We start from the raw sequence: 17926 nt of genomic DNA, 5'->3' as shown, positions 1-17926 counted from the left end.
TAATTCTACTAAAATTCACACTCAATTTACACAAAAAAAATATAATGTTTTAAGAAAATATAATAAAAAGGTTAAAAATGGCCACACAAATTCTTTTGTTAGAAGATGATATTAATTTAGGAGAAATTGTTAGTGAATTTTTAGAAGAAGAAGGTTTTATAGTTACTTTAGTGGATAATGCTCAAGATGCACAAGATAAAGCTTATGAGAAAAATTTTGATTTATGGATTTTAGATGTAAAAGTTCCGCAAGGTGATGGTTTTAGTGTGCTTAAAAATTTAAGAGAAGCTGGCAAATATACTCCAGCTATTTTTATGACTTCGTTAAATACTACTATGGATTTACAAAAGGGATTTGAAAGCGGTTGTGATGATTATATTAAAAAGCCTTTTGAATTGCAGGAGTTAAAAATAAGAATTAATGCTATTTTAAAGCGTTCTTTTGCTCATAAAAACGAAGATCATGAAGACTTAGGAAATGGTTTTAAATTTGCTTTTGTTTCACAAACTTTATATCAAAACGATAAGCCTTTAACTCTGCCTTTAAAAGAATTAAAACTTTTATCTTTGCTTTTAAAAAATAAAGGTAAATTTATAGATACTGCTTGTATTTTTGAAGAAATTTGGGAGTATGATCAAGAGCCAAGTGAGCTTAGCTTAAGAGCTTATGTAAAAAATTTACGAAAAATTTTAGGTAAAGATAGTATTGTCAATCAAAGAGGAAGAGGGTATTGTTATGTATGAAGCCAAGCGCGTTGCATGGCAAATTCTTTCTTTGTATTTAGTGAGTATAGGAAGTGTTCTTATAGTACTTTTTGGTGTATGGTATGCAAAGTTAATAGAAGAATTAATAACTGAACATAGCATAAAATTAAGACAAGAACATCGTTTTGTAATTTTACAAATGGAAAAATTACGTTTTGAGCCTATAGAAAAAGGTGCTAAAAAAATTGCTCAAATTTCTAATATAAAATTTGCAATATTTGATAGAACAAAAGTTTATTTTTCTAATCTTGACTTGCCTGCTCAAACAACATTTTTTAAATTTAATAATGCAAATATTTACAACAATAACACTCTAATTTATGTAGCTGATGTGAATTTAAATAATTTATTGCTTGCAAATACTCAAGGACAAGATGCTTTGGAGGTTTTGGGTGATGTTAATCGTTTGAGGGTTTTGGTACAAGGTGATGATATCTCCAAAGAACTTGGATTTATAAGGTTTAAAGTAGCTTTGGCTATGGTTTTTTCTTTGATTTTTGTAAGTATAATGGCTTATTTTATACTAAAATTTGCACTCAAGCCTTTAGAAATGAGAATAATATTTTTAAATAATTTTATAAAAGATACCACTCATGAGATTAATACACCAATTAGTGCGATATTAATGAGTGTAGAAGGTTTAGAAAGAAAAAAGAATTTTGAAGAAGTTAAAGCTTTAAAGCGTGTAAAAATAGCTGCTTTGACTTTGAGTCATTTATATTCAGATTTAACTTTTTTAAATTTTTCTCAAGCTTATGAGGCTAAAAAGGATTGGATATTTTTAAAAGATTTGATTAAAGAAAGAATGGAGTATTTTAAGATATTTTTGGAGCAAAAAAATATTAACTTAGAGCTTAGCTTGGAAGATGATGGAAAAATTTATGCCAATAAAGAGCAGTTTTTTAAAATGTTTGATAATCTTGTTAATAATGCTATAAAATATAATGTAAAAAATGGACATATCAAAATAATGCTTTTAGAGCAAAGACTTATAATAGAAGATAGTGGCTGTGGTATAGCAAAGGAAAATTTGACCAATATTTTTGAACGTTATTCAAGATTTAATGAAAATCAAGGTGGTTTTGGTATAGGGCTTTCTTTGGTGGATAAAATTTGTAAAGATCATAACATTAATATAAAAGTAGAAAGTGAGCTAAATAAAGGAACAAAATTTATTTTAACTTGGAAAAATTAAAATTATTTGTTGCTCATTTTAGCCTTTTCTTTGGCATTTATAAGTGTTGTGATAAATTCATTTAAATTTTTAGTATCGTTTTGATTTAGAGTTTGTGAGGTATGATTTAGCATTTGAGTGATTAAAACTTCGTTGCTTAAGTCATTATCACCAAATTCTCTAGCCTTTTGTAAAATTTTCAAAGCAAGCAAATTTTTTACTTCATACATTTTAATCCTTTAAATAAATCACGCTAACAATGCGCTTTGGAGTTTGGTCTTTTCTATAAGAAAAAAATTTCTCATCATCAAAAGTACAAAGATTGATATCAAAAATATTATTAATACCTAATTCTTTTGCTTGAAATTTAACCAATGCTTTTAAATCAAGCTTATTTTCATGTAAAAAAGGTGCAAATTTTTCTTTGCTGTAGTTTAAAATCTCGTCATTAATTTCATAATTTTTAGCACAAATTCCTGCTGAAATGATGAGTTTTAAATTCTTGGTTTGGGTGTTAAAGCTTTTTTGCATTTTTAAAACAGCTTCTTTTAAGATATTTTCAAAACATCCTTTTCTGCCTGAATGCAAAGCTGCTATGGCTTTATTTTTATCATCATATAAAAGCAAAGGTAAGCAATCAGCACTTAAAATACACAAAGCTACATTTTTTTCATTGCTAATTATCCCATCAGCGTTAAAGTGAAAATCTTTATTATATTGAGTAATGATATTAGAATGAATTTGATTTAAAAATACACACTTTTTTATAGAATTTTCCCAAGGAAAAGTATTATCGTGAATTTTTGCTCTAAAGATATTATAATCTTGATCAAAAGCTACAAAAGCTTTTGTAAAATCATTTTCTAATAAAGTGATGTAATTTTGTCTATTTGTTGCCATGAAATTTCTTTTTTGTAATTTAATTGTCTGTGTATGTATCTTGCTAAAAGATCACTTTCTATATTAACGCGTCTTCCTATGATGTAATCTTTAAACAAAGTTTCATTAAAGGTTATAGGAATGATAGTTAAGCGAATGCCATCTTTTAGAACTTCATTGATAGTTAAGCTCACTCCATCTATGGCCACACTTGCTTTATTTGCCATATAAATTTGTATATCATCAGGACATTTAATATAAAAATCAACTCCATTTTCTTTTTTAGAAATATTAGTAATTTCACCTATACCATCAATATGTCCTTGCATTAAATGTCCATCTATTTTATCGCCGTAAGCTAGTGCAGGTTCAATATGCACATAGTCTTTTAAATTTTCAATAGCTATGTGAGTTCTTGTTTCATAAGAAAGTTCAAGATTAAAACCATCATCAAAAAGTTTTGTTACGCTTAAACACGCACCATTAACTGCTATGCTATCGCCTAGTTTTGGTTTGTAGTTTGCTTTTAATCTTAAAGTGTTGTTTTGATATGATTTGACAAAGGCTAATTCGCGGATTAATCCATTAAACATTCAATACCTTTAATTTTTATGAGATTTTATCTAAAACTTTTAAATTTCAAAAAATATTTTTAGTGTTTTATTTTAAAAAATATTATATAATTTTTGCCTTTTTATAAAAATGAGGTCAAAATATGTATGATATAATCGTAATAGGTGGTGGGCATGCTGGAGTTGAGGCTGCTGCTGCTGCTGCTAGAATGGGTAAAAAAACTTTACTTTTAACTACTTTAATTGAGCAAATTGGTGCTGCAAGTTGTAATCCTGCTATAGGTGGTTTAGCAAAAGGACATTTGGTAAAAGAGCTTGATGCTATGGGTGGACTTATGGGGCAAATTACCGATGAGACTGGAATTCAATTTAGAATCTTAAATGAAAGTAAAGGTGTTGCAGTGCGCGGAAGTAGAGCACAAATTGATATGGATGCTTATAGAATTTGTGCTAGAAATATGCTTTTAAAACTTGAAAATTTAGAAATCTCTCAAGAGCAAGCTTTGTCTTTGATTGTTGAAAATGATGAGCTTAAAGGGGTTAAAACTAATTTAGAAAATACATATTTTGCCAAGAAAATCATACTTACAACAGGAACTTTTTTGAATGGACTTATCCATATAGGTGAAACCAAGCTTCAAGCAGGTAGGGTAGGTGAGCTTGCGTCTGTAAATTTGGGAGATTACTTAAAACAAAGTGGGTTGAAAGTAGGAAGATTGAAAACAGGAACTTGTCCAAGGGTTGACGCTAAAAGTATTGATTTTAGTGTTTTAGAAATTCAACCTGGAGATGAAAATCCTAAAGCTTTTAGTTTTAAAACAAAAAATTTCAAACCTAATCAACTCCCATGTTATATAGCAAGAACAAATTTAAAAACACATGAGATTATAAAAAGCAATTTTTATCGCGCTCCGCTTTTTACAGGGCAAATTGAAGGTATAGGGCCAAGATATTGTCCATCTATAGAAGATAAGATTAATCGTTTTAGTGATAAAGAAAGTCATCATTTATTTATAGAACCACAAACTAAAGATGCGACTGAATATTATATCAACGGCTTTTCTACCTCGCTTCCTTATGAAGTGCAAATTGCGATGTTAAGAAGTATAAAAGGTTTTGAAAATGCTAAAATCACACGTTTTGGCTATGCTATAGAGTATGATTATATTGATCCGACTGAATTAAAACATACTTTAGAAACCAAAAAGATTAAAAATTTATATTGTGCTGGGCAAATTAATGGAACCACTGGTTATGAGGAAGCTGCTGCGCAAGGTTTTATGGCAGGAGTGAATGCAGTTTTAGCAATTGATGAAAAAGATCCTTTTGTGTTAAGGCGTGATGAAGCTTATATAGGGGTGTTGATTGATGATTTAGTAATGAAAGGTACTAAAGAGCCTTATAGAATGTTTACTTCAAGAGCTGAGTATAGACTGTTTTTAAGAGAAGAAAATGCTATTTTAAGACTTGGAGAATATGGATATAATTTTAAACTTTTAAATCAAGAAGATTATGTATATATTGACAATATAAAACAAAATGTTGATAAAGGACTTGAGTTTTTACTTCAAACTACATGGACACCAAGTAAGCAAAATAATGAATTTTTACAAAGTATTGAAGAGGAAAAGATCACTTCAATAGTGAGTTTGCAAAAAATTGTTGCAAGAGCTAGTTTTAATATAGAAAAATTAAAAGCTTTAGATGAAATGTTTAAAAATATGGATGAGTATTCTTTAAATGAAATTTTAAATGAAGCAAAGTATTATCATTATATTGCAATGCAAAAAGCACAAATTGAAAAAATGAAAAATTTAAATGATTTGAAAATCCCTGAAAATTTTGACTTTAAAAGTGTGAGTGGATTGAGTAATGAAGTAGTAGAAAAACTGCAAAAATTTAATCCACCAACTATTTTTGCTGCTTCGCAAATTAGCGGTATTACTCCTGCTGCTTTGGATGTTTTACATATTTATATCAAAATGAAAAAACAGTAGATAATAATAAATTTATCTATTGTTATGATTTAAAAACAAACATTTGTTTTTGTTTTTAAATAAATATTCATACATCTTAAATCAAGCTTTTTATACCAAAGAAAAAATTTATCATTTTTTAGATAAACTGCTAGGTTTTACAAAAAATCAAAACAAAGGAAGTAAAATGGCTACATCTGAAAGTAGACGAAGCTTTATGGGCTTTGCCTTTGGAACAGTAGCTGCTGTGGGTGGTGCTTTTTCATTAGTTGCAATGAAAAAAACATGGGATCCGCTCCCAAGTGTAAAAGCAGCAGGTATTACTACTGTAGATCTAACTGACATGAAAGAGGGCGAGCTTAGAACAATTGAATGGCGTAAAAAGCCTATATTTATCTTAAAAAAAGATGCAGATATGGCAAAAGATAGCAATAGAGATGTTGTTGTAGGTGATGTTGCTTATACTGTAGTTATTGGTCTTTGTACGCATTTAGGCTGTATTCCAGCTTATGCTCCAAGCGAAAAGTTATTTAAGTGTGCTTGCCATGGTGGTGAATTTGACACTAGTGGTAAAAATGTATTTGGTCCTCCTCCAAGACCTTTGGACATTCCTCCTTTTAGAATTGATGGAACAAAATTAGTATTAGGCGAAGAAGGTCCAGAATATAAAAAAATGATCGCGGAGGCTTAATATGGCACAAATAAAAAAAGCAAATGGTATTGTAGATTGGCTTGATCAAAGATTAGCTGTAAATAAACTTTTTAATGTTTTAATGGCTCAATATTGGATACCAAAACAAATTAACTTCTTATGGGCAATGGGTGTTATCTTAACTACTCTTTTTGCTATTTTATTTATTTCAGGTCTATTTTTAGTAATGTATTACAAGCCAGATGTCGCTTTGGCTTTTGATAGTGTAAATAAAACTATCATGCAAGAAGTGGAGTATGGTTGGCTTTGGCGTCATATGCACGGTGTGGCCGCTTCGGTTGTATTTTTAATCATATATATCCATATGTTAACAGGAATTTATTATGGCTCTTATAAAAGAGGTCGTGAAATGATTTGGATTAGTGGTATGCTTTTATTTGTTGTATTTTCAGCAGAAGCATTTAGTGGATATATGTTACCTTGGGGACAAATGAGTTTTTGGGCTGCTCAAGTTATTACTCAGCTTTTTGGTGGAATTCCTTTTATAGGTGATGCGTTGGTTATTTGGATAAGAGGAGATTTTGCAGTTTCAGATCCAACTTTAACTAGATTTTTTATGTTGCATGTGTGTTTATTACCTATTGTAATTTTAGCAATTATTGCATTCCATTTTTATTCTTTAAGAATCCCTCATGTTAATAATGAAATTTCGGAAGAAATTGATTTTGATTTAGAAGCTGAAAAATATTTAGCAGGTGATACAAAAGGTTCTAAAGTGATTCCTTTTTGGCCAGGATTTTTAGCTAAAGATTTTATGTATATTGCGCTATTTATGATTTTCTTCTTTTATTTGGTATGTTTTAAATTTAATTTTGCAATGGATCCAATCAACTTTGACCCAGCAAATTCTTTAAAAACACCTCCTCATATTTATCCTGAATGGTATTTCTTATGGAGTTATGAAGTTTTAAGAGGATTTTTCTTTGATGTTGGAAGTATTAAGGCTTTTGATATAGGACTTGCAGCATTTGGTATAGCACAAATTATTTTCTTCTTATTACCTTGGCTTGATAGAAGTGATGTTATAAAACCAGCACATGAAAGACCGATGTTTTTTGTATGGTTTTGGGTATTATTGATAGATTTAATTGTACTAACAGTTTATGGAAAGCTTCCTCCAACAGGAATTAACGCTTGGATAGGATTTTACGCTTCTATGGTATTTTTACTATTATTGTTGGTAGTTTTACCAATTATTACTATCATGGAAAGAAAAAGGGGCTAATAATGAGAGAATTAAAAATATTTTTTGTAGTTGTCTTTTTCACAGGTTTAGTTTATTGGGGGGTTGAGCCTTATGCGCATTCAGTGATGAATCCTCCTTCAACTCCAGTTAATTTTGACTTTGCAAAAGCTGATGTAGAATTTACCAAAGGTGAGGTTGCTTTAAAAGAAAAAGCAGCAATGGATATTAATGCTTCAGGGAGTGAAAAAGCTATAGCTAATGCTCAAAAAGCATTAGAACTTGCTAAAAGCCAAGAAGAAGCTACTAGGCAATTATGGGAAAAAATCGCAAAAATTGATTTTACCAAAGGCAATGTACAAAAAGGAAAAGAACTTTTTGAAGGAAATTGTATTGCATGTCATGGTGTAAAAGCTGCTGGAATTCCTGCTACTATCACAGATTCTTCTTTAGGTGTAACACCTCCTGATTTGAGTGATGCAGGTGCTATCTATGATGAGAAATTTTTAGCAGCATTGATTGTTGATCCAGTTAAAGCTTTACAAATTTCACATAAATTTAATGATGAAAATCCATTCTTAATGCCTGCTTATCCTTTAAGTGGCGATGAAACACAAGATAATCAAGATTTGGCAGATTTAATTGCATTCTTTAAAAATACAGCTAGTGAATATGAAAAAGAATTTGATGCAAAATTAAAAGCTGATTTAGAAGAAAAATATGCTAAAAATCAAGAGCTTTCAGAGCAAACAAAAATAGCTTTAATTGCAAAAGAGTTTGATTTTGCTAAAAACAAACATACATTTGAAAATGCTTGTGGAAGATGTCATGATGTAAAATATGACGGCTTTGTTTCAAGCTCAAATATGAGTGATTTAAAAAATTATCTTGGAATGACACCTCCAGATCTATCTATGATGATTCGTTCTAAAGGTGCACATTATCTTGAAATCTTCATCAATGAACCTCAAAAGAAAATTCATGGAACTGCTATGCCAAGAGTTGGTTTGAATGAAAAAGCACAAACTCAAGTTATTGATTATCTTGAAAAAGTTGGTGATAGTAAAAAAGAAGAAAGGGAGCAAACAGGAATTTATATCATGATATTCTTTGCTATCTTAAGTATTTTTGCTATAGGCTGGAAAAGATCAGTTTGGTCTAAACTACACTAATTTACCCAAAGAACGCCCCATGGCGTTCTTTTTCTTCAATAATAAGCTAAATATAAAATAAAATTTGATATAATATTTTTTCATTTCACACGCATTAATTTCCTTATTAGGTTGCTTATGGGTTAAAGAATGCGGAGGAATAAACCTAATAATTTTATTTCAAGGAGAATTTCATGGTAAGCATGAGAGATTTATTAGAATGTGGTGTACACTTTGGACACCAAACAAGAAGATGGAATCCAAAAATGAAAAAATTTATTTTTGGAGAAAGAAAAGGTATCTATGTAATTGATTTACAAAAAACACTTAGATATTTTAGATATACATATAACATCGTTCGTGATGCTGCTGCAGAAGGTAAGACAATTTTATTTGTTGGTACTAAAAAACAAGCCGGTGGAGCGATTAAAGAATATGCTGAAAAATGCGGTATGCCTTATGTAAATCATAGATGGCTTGGTGGTATGATGACTAACTTTGGAACTATCCGCCAATCAATTAGAAAACTAGAAGTTATAGAAAAAATGGAAGAAGATGGAAGCATTAAGCTTTTAACTAAAAAAGAAGCTTTAATGCTTACTAGAAAAAAAGAAAAATTATTAGCATATCTTGGTGGTATTAGATATATGAAAACCCAACCTGATATGATTTTTGTTATTGATACTGTTAAAGAAAAAATTGCAGTACAAGAAGCTAATAGATTAAAAATCCCTGTGGTTGCTCCACTAGATACAAACTGCGATCCTGACTTAGTTGATTTCCCAATTCCAGGAAATGATGATGCGATTCGTTCAGTTCAACTTTTCTGCCAAGAAATGGCTGAAGCAATCAATGAAGGTAAAGCTTTAAGAGAGCAAGATGGTGAAGTAAATGAAGAACAACCAATCTCTGAAGAAGAAAAAAAAGAAGTTTTAGAGGAAGCTATGAGTGAAGAAGATTTTGAAGGAGATAAAGAGTAATGGCTGAAATCACTGCACAAATGGTAAAAGAACTGCGCGAAAGTACTGGCGCAGGTATGATGGATTGTAAAAATGCTTTAAAAGACACAGATGGTGATTTTGAAAAAGCAGTGCAACTTTTAAGAGAAAAAGGGCTTGGAAAAGCTGATAAAAAAGCTGATCGTTTAGCTGCTGAAGGTTTGGTAAGTGTAAAAGTAAGCGATGATTTAAAATGTGCAACTGTAAGTGAAATCAATTCTGAAACCGATTTTGTTGCTAAAAATGAACAATTTATTGCTTTAACAAAAGATACAACAGCGCATATTCAAGCTAAAAGCCTTCAGAATGTTGAGCAGTTGCATTCAAGTGAGATTAATGGTGTTAAATTTGAAGAATATTTGAAAAATCAAATTGCAACTATAGGTGAAAATTTAGTTGTAAGAAGGTTTGCTACCGTAAAAGCTGGAGCTAGCGGAGCAGTAAATGGTTATGTTCATTCTAATGGACGCGTGGGTGTTATTATTGCTGCAGCTTGTGATAGTGAAGCTACGGCTAATAAGTGTGGAGATTTTTTAAAACATCTTTGTATGCATATTGCTGCAATGAAACCAAGTTATTTATCTTATGAAGAGCTTGATATGGATTTTGTAGAAAATGAATATAAAGCTTTAGTTGCAGAGTTGGAAAAAGAAAATGAAGAAAGAAGAAGATTAAAAGATCCTAATAAACCAGAGCTTAAAATTCCAAAATTTGCAAGTAGAAAGCAATTAACTCAAGAGATAATCCAAGAAGCTGAAGAAGCTATTAAAGCTGAACTTCAAGCACAAGGAAAGCCAGAAAAAATTTGGCCTAACATTATCCCAGGTAAACTAAATAGCTTTATAGCGGATAATTCTCAGCTTGATGGTAGACTTACTCTAATGGGGCAGTTTTATGCGATGGATGATAAAAAAACTGTTGAGCAAGTAATTACAGAAAAAGAAAAAGAATTTGGCGGAACTATTAAAATAGTAGAATTTGTTCGTTTTGAAGTGGGCGAAGGTTTAGAAAAGAAAACTGAAGATTTTGCTGCTGAAGTTGCTGCGCAAATTGGTTGAAAATGGAACTTTTAAAAGCGGAAAATTTAAGCCATAGTTTTGATATTCCGCTTTTTGAAAATTTAAATTTTACTTTAAATACAAAAGATTGTATTGCAATATGTGGAAGTAGTGGGTGCGGCAAATCTACTCTTTTGCATATTTTATCTACCTTATTAAAACCTCAATCAGGAAAAGTTTTTTATAATAATCAGGATTTGTATTCCTTAAATGATGAAGCTTTATTAGAAATTCGTAGAAAAGATTTTGGGATTATTTTTCAAATGCATTATTTATTTAAAGGTTTTTTAGCTTTTGAAAATATAGAGCTTGCAAGTATTTTGAGTAAGCAAAATATCGATTATGAGTTATTAAAAAAACTTGATATTGTTGATTTAATGAATCAAAAGATCACAAAATTAAGTGGTGGACAACAGCAACGAGTAAGTATAGCTAGAATTTTAAGTAAAAGACCAAAAATCATTTTTGCTGATGAGGCTACTGGTAATTTAGATTTTAAAAATGCTTTAAATGTGTTAGATATTTTGATTAATTATGTTAAAGAAAATAATGCAGCCTTATTTTTTGTGACTCACGATCAAGAACTTGCTAAAAAATGTGATAGAATTTGTCATTTAAGTAATTATGGAATTTGTTAAATATTTAGGCGATGAAAATGTTGTAATTTTCATGCTTTTATTTGCCAGAATGAGTGGATTAATAGTATTTTTCCCTTTTTTTTCTCATAATAGTATACCTTTGGTAGTAAAAACAACTTTAGCTTTATTTTTAACAATGTTTTTATATCCTTTGGCAAAACTTGAAAATAATACACCTGACTCTTTTTTTATTTTATATCTTTTAAGTGAAGTACTTTTTGGGATGGTTGCAGGTTTAATTTTACAAATGATTTTTGCTATTTTACAAATGGCAGGCGAACAAATTTCTTTTACTATGGGTTTTTCTATGGCTAGTATTTTAGATCCAGCTACAGGTGCCAATACTCCAGTGATTTCTCAAGTTTTAAATTTGCTTGCATTATTGGTTTTTTTAGCATTTGATGGTCATCATTTGGTATTGCTTTTTATGTCTAGTTCATTAGATTATATTAGTTTGGGTGGATTTTATCCGCATGAGAATTTAATGCTTTATTTAAATAAAGCTATGGTAAATATTTTTGTGCTTGGTTTTTCTATGGCTTTTCCTATTTTAGCAATATCTTTATTATCGGATGTTATTTTTGGTATGCTTATGAAAACTATGCCGCAATTTAATCTTTTAGTGGTGGGTTATCCTATTAAGATATTTTTATCTTTTGCAGTGCTTATTGCTATTTTACTTATCATGATGCAGTATTTTAAAAATTTAATGTTAAAAAGTTTTGAGCATATGGAGTTATTGTTTTTCAATATATAAGCAATAAATAATTAAAAATGTTTTAAAATAATACATTTGTTTAACTTGGGGGATGACAGATGAAGGTTGTGCTGATAAATTTTAATGTAGCTGTTTCAAAATTAATTAGCTTAGGAGTTCAAAAGCTAGGTTATGAATTTGAAGAGCTTGCAAGTACTGAAGAACTTGAAGATTTTTATGATATTATCATCATAGATCATGATATTGAAGCTAATTTGGATGATTTGAAAAGCAAATGTAATAGATTGATTTATTTATTGCCTAGAAACCAAGAGCAAGTAGAAGGCGTAGAGTGTTTATATAAGCCTTTTTTGCCGACTGATTTTATTGAACTTTTGGGTAATGAAAAAACTTTAAGTGAAGATAAAGATAATACTTTAGAAGAAGATGAATTAAGTTTTGATGAGGATGTTCTAATTGATAAAGATATACCTTTAAATGAAAATGAACTTTTGGCTGGTATTGATTTGTCTGAGCATGAAGAAAGTTTAAGTGAAGATGATTTAAATCTGCAGGAAGATTTTTTTGAAGAAAATTTAGATAATTCATTAGAAGCTGAGGATAAATCTGAATTAACAAATGAAGTTGATGTTGATAAAGAATTAGGTGATAAGTTGACATTAGCAGATGAACAACATGAAGAAAATATAGAAGAAAATATAGAAGAAAATATAGAAGAAAATATAGAAGAAAATATAGAAGAAAATATAGAAGAAAATATAGAAGAAAATATAGAAGAAAATATAGAAGAAAATATAGAAGAAAATATAGAAGAAAATATAGAAGAAAATATAGAAGAAAATATAGAAGAAAATATAGAAGAAAATATAGAAGAAAATATAGAAGAAAATCCCGCCGAATTTGATTCTCTTGATGATTTACCTATGGTTGAAGAAGTGAGCGAAAAAGAGATGAGTTTTGATGATTTGCCTAAAGATGCTCAATTTATTGGTGAAGCAAAAGATGATAATAGTATTGCAGAAGAAAATGAACCTTTGGTAGAAGAGGTTTTTGAAAATGAAAGTATAGAAGATTTTCAGCCAGAAGAGGAGTTAAGCACTCAAGATAAAATAAAAGAAGAATTAGCTGCTATTGATGAATTAGATGAAGAATTTGGTGATATTGATGAGAATTTAATGAGTGATTTTGATATGCAGGATTTAAGTGAGGGTGAAGATTTACAAATAAAATCACAAGCCGATGTAAATGAGGAAAATATAGAGGAAAACATGAGTGAAGTTTTAGATGAAATGCAAGATGAATTTGCAAATTTAAATGAAAATGATGTTATGTTAGCTTTAGGAGAAGAACTTGCTCCAGCTATTGTAGAAAAGAAAGAAATAAGCAAGGTAAACACTGAAGAAAAAGCAGAAAATTTACAAGAAGATGAAATGGTAAATGAGCTTAGTAAAAGCATAGCTCAAACTATCACTTCGAGTATTACTGATGATACTTTAAAAGCAGCCTTAAAAGGTATGAAAATGAATATAAACATTAATATAAGCTTTGATGAGGATAAACATTGAGTGGCCAAATTTTAATCATCTCAGGACCAAGTGGAGCAGGTAAGAGTAGCTTGCTTCAAAGACTTTTTAAAGAAAAAGATAATATTTATTTTTCTATTTCAAGCACAACAAGAGCTCCTAGAGAAAATGAAAAAAATGGAGTGGATTATTTTTTTGTTAGTGAAGAAGAATTTAAGCAAGGTATAGAAAAAGGCGATTTTTTAGAATGGGCTTTGGTACATAAAAATTATTACGGTACTTCGTTAATCCCTGTAAAAAAAGCATTGCAAGAGGGTAAAAGTGTCATTTTTGATATCGATGTGCAAGGTTTTTGTATAGCTAAAGAAAAAATGCCTGAATACATTACTTCTGTTTTTATTACAACCAAAAATAAAAAAGAACTTGAAAAAAGATTGCTTAAGCGAAATACTGATAAAATAGAAGATATTAGCAAAAGATTAGAAAATGCTAGCGATGAAATGACTTATTTAGACCGATATGATTTTTTAATCATAAATGATGATCTTGAAAAAAGTTATAGGGAGTTAGAAACGGTTTTTGAAGCTTCAAAATTAAAAAGTACAAAACATGATTTAAAACAAATTCAAATTCAATGGAATAAAGGAGAATAAAATGCATATGCCAAGTGGAACTCAGTGGTTGATTATATTGCTTATAGTAGTGTTGCTTTTTGGTGCTAAAAAAATTCCAGAACTTGCTAAAGGTTTAGGAAAAGGTATTAAAACTTTTAAAGACGAAATGAACACAGAAGATGATAAAAAAATTGTTCAAGAAGATGCGCAAAAAATTGAAAAAATCAATGAAAAAGATGTTCTTGTAAAAGAAAATAACGAAGAAATAAAAAAAGCTTAAGGCAATACATTGAAAACTTTAGTTTATAAAGAAATTAAAGAAAAGCTAGGAAGAGATTTTATCTTAGAAAATCCCAAGAATAAAAATCTAGCTCATTTTGCTACGCCTTTGGCTTTTTCTTTGGCTAAAGAATTAAAGCAAAATCCTATGATAATTGCCAATGATATTGTTGCTAAGTTAAAAGATTGTGATTGTTTTGAAAGTGTAGAGGCTTTAAATGGTTATGTAAATTTTAAACTTTCAAGAGCTTTTTTAAATTCTTTGGCTACGCAAGCTTTGAGTGATAGTGAAAATTTTGCAAAAGACAATAAAAAAGAGCAGAGTTTTTTACTTGAATATGTGAGTGCAAATCCGACAGGACCTTTACACATAGGACATGCTAGAGGGGCTATTTTTGGTGATACTTTAACTAGGGTTGCTAGACATTTAGGATATAAATTTGATACAGAATATTATGTCAATGATGCGGGTAATCAAATTTATCTTTTAGGTCTTTCTATTTTACTTGCAGTAAAAGAATATTGTTTAAAAGAGCAAGTTCAATATCCTGATGAGTACTATAAAGGCGAATATATCATAGATGTAGCAAAAGAAGCTTTTGTTGATTTTGAAAAAGATTTCTTTGTAGAAGAAAACATTCCGCAATTAGCACTTTGGGCTAAGGATAAAATGCTTAAAGTTATCAAGCAAAATTTGGCCGATGCTAAGATATTTATTGATGCTTATGTGAGTGAAACAAGTTATTATAATGAATTAGAAAATACCTTAAAAGCTTTAAAAGAGCATGGTGGTACTTATGAGCAAGATGGTAAAATCTGGCTTGCATCAAGTGCTAAAGGCGATGAAAAAGATCGTGTGGTTATCAAAGATGATGGAAAAGGAACTTATCTAGCTGCTGATATAGTTTATCATAAAGATAAAATGAGCCGCGGTTATGATAAGTGTATTAATATATGGGGGGCTGATCATCATGGCTATATAGCTAGAATGAAAGCTGCTATGGAATTTTTAGGTCATGATAGTCAAAATCTTGAAATTATCTTAGCGCAAATGGTTTCATTATTAAAAAATGGTGAGCCTTATAAAATGAGCAAAAGAGCGGGAAATTTCATCTTAATGGGTGATGTTCTAGAAGAGCTTGGTAGCGATGTGTTAAGATATATTTTTATTAGTAAAAAATGTGATACACATTTAGAGTTTGATGTAGATGAGTTTAAAAAAGAAGATAGCTCTAATCCTGTGTATTATATTAATTATGCTCATGCTAGAATTCATCAAGTATTTGCTAAGGCAGGTAAGAGTGTAGATGATGTTATGCATTCTAAATTTGAGAGTTTAAATGAAGATGGTATGAATCTTTTATTTGAAAGTTTAAATTTAAAAGCAGTGCTTAATGACGCATTTGAGTCAAGATCCTTACAAAAAATTCCTGATTATTTAAAAAATTTAGCTTCTTTATTTCATAAATTTTATAATGAAAATAAAGTAGTTGGCTCAGATAACGAAGATGAGCTTTTAAAACTTTTTGCCGTATGTGCTTTAAGTATTAAAACAGCTTTTGCGCTTATGGGAATAGAAGCAAAAAATAAAATGAATCACGATTAATTTTGATCGTGATTTTTACTTTTTTTAATACTTCTTGTCATCATAAAGCTTTGCTCAAAAAACAAAAGCAAAGTTACACTTACTCCTACTGCTAAGGCTAATGTTACTGAAAGTGTTGTAAAAAAATGATCGAAAAATTGAATCAAGAAATTGGTCTTTTCGCTAATATCCTCCGAGCGTATAAAAGAAATCAAATACAATATGGCTTTATATGCATAAATTCCAGGTATCATAGGAATGAGAGCAGGAAAAGCTATGATTTCAGCAGGTGTTTTAAAAATCTTAGCTAAAAACAAACCAAGACAGCCTATGCTAAAAGAAGCTATAAAAGTTGCAATAGCCAAGGTTTGAAAACCAAAATATCCCATCAGGGTAAAGCGCATACCATGAGCTATAGCAGCCAATATGGCTGAGAGTATGAGCGTTTTAAAGGGCGGATTGCACACATAAGCAAAACCAAAACCTGTTAAAGCTGCAAAAAACATATCCCAAAGTATAGAAGAATAATCAATCATCTTAAAATCCCAAAATCATTAATACTAAGAGTAGTATAAATTCCAATGGCAATACAGCATACTAATATCGCCACACTAATAATACGACTAAGTCCCATAAGTATATGATCTTTTAAAATGTCTATAACGGAGTTTATAAAATAAACCCCAGGAATTAAATACAATATACTAGAACCCAAAGCAACATTAGCTTCTTGCACAAGCTTTAAATCCACCCCAAAAAATACAATAAAAGAGGATAAAAAAGAACAAATAATGTATTGAATTCTTAAATCAATTTTTATTCTAGTGAGTAAAATTCTTAAGCTAAAACCTACTAAAGTAGCTAAAAATACAAATAAACAGCCATAAAAATCCCCTCCAAATAGCTTGCAAAATGCTGAGTTTGCCACTGAAACTAAAAATAAATTAGCTAAAAAAGGATTTTTTGTGCTTTGTTTGAGTTTTAAAAGAGAAAATTTAGCTTCTTCTAGGTTGTATTTATGATCATGAATTTGCCAACTTAACGCACTTAGTTCTAAAATCAGTTTAAAATTAATATGATTGTGCTTATTAGGTATGATATAGGTTCTTTGTATGGAATTATCATTTTTATCAAAAATATTTAGTGTGGTATGGTGAAAGAAAAAATTCATATTAATCTCATAACCATATGCATTAGCTATTCTTCCAACGCACTTTGCCACTCTTGCTGTGTAGGTTCCAGCGCTTAAAAAAACACTAATGTATTCGATTAAAAAATCCGTTAAATTTTGAATAGATGGCTTTTGCATAACATTTTTCTTTGAAATAATTTTTATAAGATTTTATCAAAAATCAAATATAAAATCATATAAATTTAAATGTTTTTAGAAAAATATATATTAAATTAAAGAAAATAATAAAATACCTAGCTAATGAAACTAGGTATTTAAAATTGAAATTTTAAGATATCTTTTTTCTTTTTTGGATATAGATATAAATAGCCACAATCATAGTAGCAAAAACAATACAAGCAATAATAACAAAATGCAAATATTCTTTGATCAAATCTTCATTTTTACCTAAAACATAGCCTAATATAAGCAAAATTAAACACCAAATTCCAGCCCCTAAACTAGTATAAAATATAAACTTTTTCAAATTCATTCTTGCTAATCCTGCAGGTAAAGAAATGTACTGACGCAAACCAGGGATTAATCTACCACTAAAGGTTGATATTTCACCATGTTTATTAAAAAAGGCCTCAAATTGAGCAAATTTTGCTTCATTAACTCCAAAATATTTGCATATTTTCAAAAGAACTTCCCGTCCTAAAAAATAACATAAATAATAATTAAGTAAAGCTCCTAAAAGAGCTCCAAAAGTCCCACAAAGCAGACATAACCAAAAGTTAAGTTCGTTTTGATGGGCTAAATATCCAGCAGGTATCATCACTACTTCGCTAGGAAAAGGAAAAAAGGAACTTTCTACAAACATAAGAAAAATAATCCCCCAATAACCCCAATCTTTTGCAAGAGTGAGTAAAAAATCTATAATATCACCAAGCATAAACAACCTTTATTTTTTAAGCTAATGATATAAGTT

The 17926-nt window shown here is 29.7% G+C and carries 20 protein-coding genes; 14 read left to right on the top strand and 6 right to left on the bottom strand.

All coding sequences use genetic code 11. From position 1 onward, the window contains the following. Positions 1 to 77: 77 nt before the first annotated feature. The gene (dccR, locus tag CLCT_RS05310; RefSeq protein ID WP_149062478.1) at positions 78 to 743 is read left to right on the top strand and encodes a two-component system response regulator DccR; all 666 of its coding nucleotides are present in this window, start codon (positions 78 to 80) and stop codon (positions 741 to 743) included. Next, on the top strand, positions 706 to 1959 hold the full coding sequence (locus CLCT_RS05305; RefSeq protein WP_149062477.1) for a sensor histidine kinase: 1254 nt from the start codon (positions 706 to 708) through the stop codon (positions 1957 to 1959). The genes dccR and CLCT_RS05305 overlap by 38 nt, the downstream gene beginning before the upstream one ends. Positions 1960 to 1961: 2 nt before the next feature. Here CLCT_RS05305 and CLCT_RS05300 read toward each other — a convergent pair whose 3' ends face one another. The 3 genes from CLCT_RS05300 to ribE are packed head-to-tail and all read right to left on the bottom strand — an operon-like array spanning position 1962 to position 3410. Continuing rightward, positions 1962 to 2168, bottom strand: a complete 207-nt coding sequence (locus CLCT_RS05300; RefSeq protein WP_149062476.1) for a hypothetical protein — start codon at positions 2166 to 2168, stop codon at positions 1962 to 1964. A gap of 1 nt (position 2169) precedes the next feature. Beyond that, a complete protein-coding gene (gene pgeF / locus CLCT_RS05295) occupies positions 2170 to 2838 on the bottom strand; it encodes a peptidoglycan editing factor PgeF (protein WP_149062475.1) in 669 nt (222 codons plus the stop codon). Further along, on the bottom strand, positions 2802 to 3410 hold the full coding sequence (ribE, locus tag CLCT_RS05290; protein ID WP_039668618.1) for a riboflavin synthase: 609 nt from the start codon (positions 3408 to 3410) through the stop codon (positions 2802 to 2804). The genes pgeF and ribE overlap by 37 nt, the downstream gene beginning before the upstream one ends. A gap of 122 nt (positions 3411 to 3532) precedes the next feature. Between ribE and mnmG the strand changes: the two genes are divergently transcribed. The 12 genes from mnmG to argS all read left to right on the top strand — a co-directional run bounded on the left by mnmG (position 3533) and on the right by argS (position 15845). Further along, complete coding sequence (gene mnmG, locus CLCT_RS05285) at positions 3533 to 5386, top strand: tRNA uridine-5-carboxymethylaminomethyl(34) synthesis enzyme MnmG (protein WP_149062474.1); 1854 nt, start codon at positions 3533 to 3535, stop codon at positions 5384 to 5386. A gap of 166 nt (positions 5387 to 5552) precedes the next feature. After that, positions 5553 to 6056 carry a ubiquinol cytochrome c oxidoreductase, 2Fe-2S subunit gene (locus CLCT_RS05280; RefSeq protein ID WP_012661802.1) on the top strand — a complete coding sequence of 168 codons (504 nt, stop codon included), beginning with the start codon at positions 5553 to 5555 and terminating at the stop codon, positions 6054 to 6056. A 1-nt stretch (position 6057) separates the two neighbouring features. Further along, positions 6058 to 7302: a cytochrome b gene (locus tag CLCT_RS05275; RefSeq protein WP_149062473.1), complete on the top strand. Its 1245-nt coding sequence runs from the start codon at positions 6058 to 6060 to the stop codon at positions 7300 to 7302. A 2-nt stretch (positions 7303 to 7304) separates the two neighbouring features. Next, positions 7305 to 8432: a c-type cytochrome gene (locus CLCT_RS05270; protein ID WP_149062472.1), complete on the top strand. Its 1128-nt coding sequence runs from the start codon at positions 7305 to 7307 to the stop codon at positions 8430 to 8432. A gap of 173 nt (positions 8433 to 8605) precedes the next feature. Then, positions 8606 to 9391, top strand: a complete 786-nt coding sequence (gene rpsB, locus CLCT_RS05265; RefSeq protein ID WP_039626640.1) for a 30S ribosomal protein S2 — start codon at positions 8606 to 8608, stop codon at positions 9389 to 9391. Continuing rightward, positions 9391 to 10467 carry a translation elongation factor Ts gene (gene tsf, locus CLCT_RS05260; RefSeq protein ID WP_149062471.1) on the top strand — a complete coding sequence of 359 codons (1077 nt, stop codon included), beginning with the start codon at positions 9391 to 9393 and terminating at the stop codon, positions 10465 to 10467. The genes rpsB and tsf overlap by 1 nt, the downstream gene beginning before the upstream one ends. 2 nt (positions 10468 to 10469) lie before the next feature. After that, positions 10470 to 11105 (top strand): ABC transporter ATP-binding protein, encoded by a 636-nt coding sequence (locus CLCT_RS05255; RefSeq protein WP_149062470.1) that lies wholly within the window; start codon positions 10470 to 10472, stop codon positions 11103 to 11105. Continuing rightward, the gene (gene fliR, locus CLCT_RS05250; RefSeq protein ID WP_149062469.1) at positions 11092 to 11862 is read left to right on the top strand and encodes a flagellar biosynthetic protein FliR; all 771 of its coding nucleotides are present in this window, start codon (positions 11092 to 11094) and stop codon (positions 11860 to 11862) included. Before CLCT_RS05255 ends, fliR begins: the two co-directional genes overlap by 14 nt. 59 nt (positions 11863 to 11921) lie before the next feature. Beyond that, positions 11922 to 13388, top strand: coding sequence for a hypothetical protein (locus CLCT_RS07690; RefSeq protein WP_170230439.1), 1467 nt, complete (start codon positions 11922 to 11924; stop codon positions 13386 to 13388). Next, a complete protein-coding gene (locus CLCT_RS05240) occupies positions 13385 to 13999 on the top strand; it encodes a deoxyguanylate kinase / guanylate kinase (RefSeq protein WP_039668610.1) in 615 nt (204 codons plus the stop codon). The genes CLCT_RS07690 and CLCT_RS05240 overlap by 4 nt, the downstream gene beginning before the upstream one ends. Before the next feature lies 1 nt (position 14000). Continuing rightward, positions 14001 to 14240 (top strand): twin-arginine translocase TatA/TatE family subunit, encoded by a 240-nt coding sequence (locus tag CLCT_RS05235; RefSeq protein ID WP_039668609.1) that lies wholly within the window; start codon positions 14001 to 14003, stop codon positions 14238 to 14240. 9 nt (positions 14241 to 14249) lie between these two features. Continuing rightward, complete coding sequence (argS, locus tag CLCT_RS05230) at positions 14250 to 15845, top strand: arginine--tRNA ligase (RefSeq protein WP_039668608.1); 1596 nt, start codon at positions 14250 to 14252, stop codon at positions 15843 to 15845. Here the strand turns inward: argS and CLCT_RS05225 are convergent. The 3 genes from CLCT_RS05225 to CLCT_RS05215 form a co-directional block, all read right to left on the bottom strand. Beyond that, the gene (locus tag CLCT_RS05225) at positions 15842 to 16360 is read right to left on the bottom strand and encodes a threonine/serine exporter family protein (protein ID WP_039618755.1); all 519 of its coding nucleotides are present in this window, start codon (positions 16358 to 16360) and stop codon (positions 15842 to 15844) included. The two genes, argS and CLCT_RS05225, sit on opposite strands and share 4 nt — an antisense overlap. Beyond that, a complete protein-coding gene (locus CLCT_RS05220; RefSeq protein ID WP_039668607.1) occupies positions 16357 to 17133 on the bottom strand; it encodes a threonine/serine exporter family protein in 777 nt (258 codons plus the stop codon). The genes CLCT_RS05225 and CLCT_RS05220 overlap by 4 nt, the downstream gene beginning before the upstream one ends. 151 nt (positions 17134 to 17284) lie before the next feature. Then, positions 17285 to 17890 (bottom strand): DedA family protein, encoded by a 606-nt coding sequence (locus CLCT_RS05215; protein WP_039668606.1) that lies wholly within the window; start codon positions 17888 to 17890, stop codon positions 17285 to 17287. Positions 17891 to 17926 lie beyond the last annotated feature (36 nt).

This window comes from Campylobacter lari subsp. concheus, from assembly GCF_008245025.1.
Classification (GTDB): domain Bacteria; phylum Campylobacterota; class Campylobacteria; order Campylobacterales; family Campylobacteraceae; genus Campylobacter_D; species Campylobacter_D concheus.
Note: the sequence above shows the minus strand (reverse complement) of the source record. Positions and strands in the feature narration are given on the sequence as shown.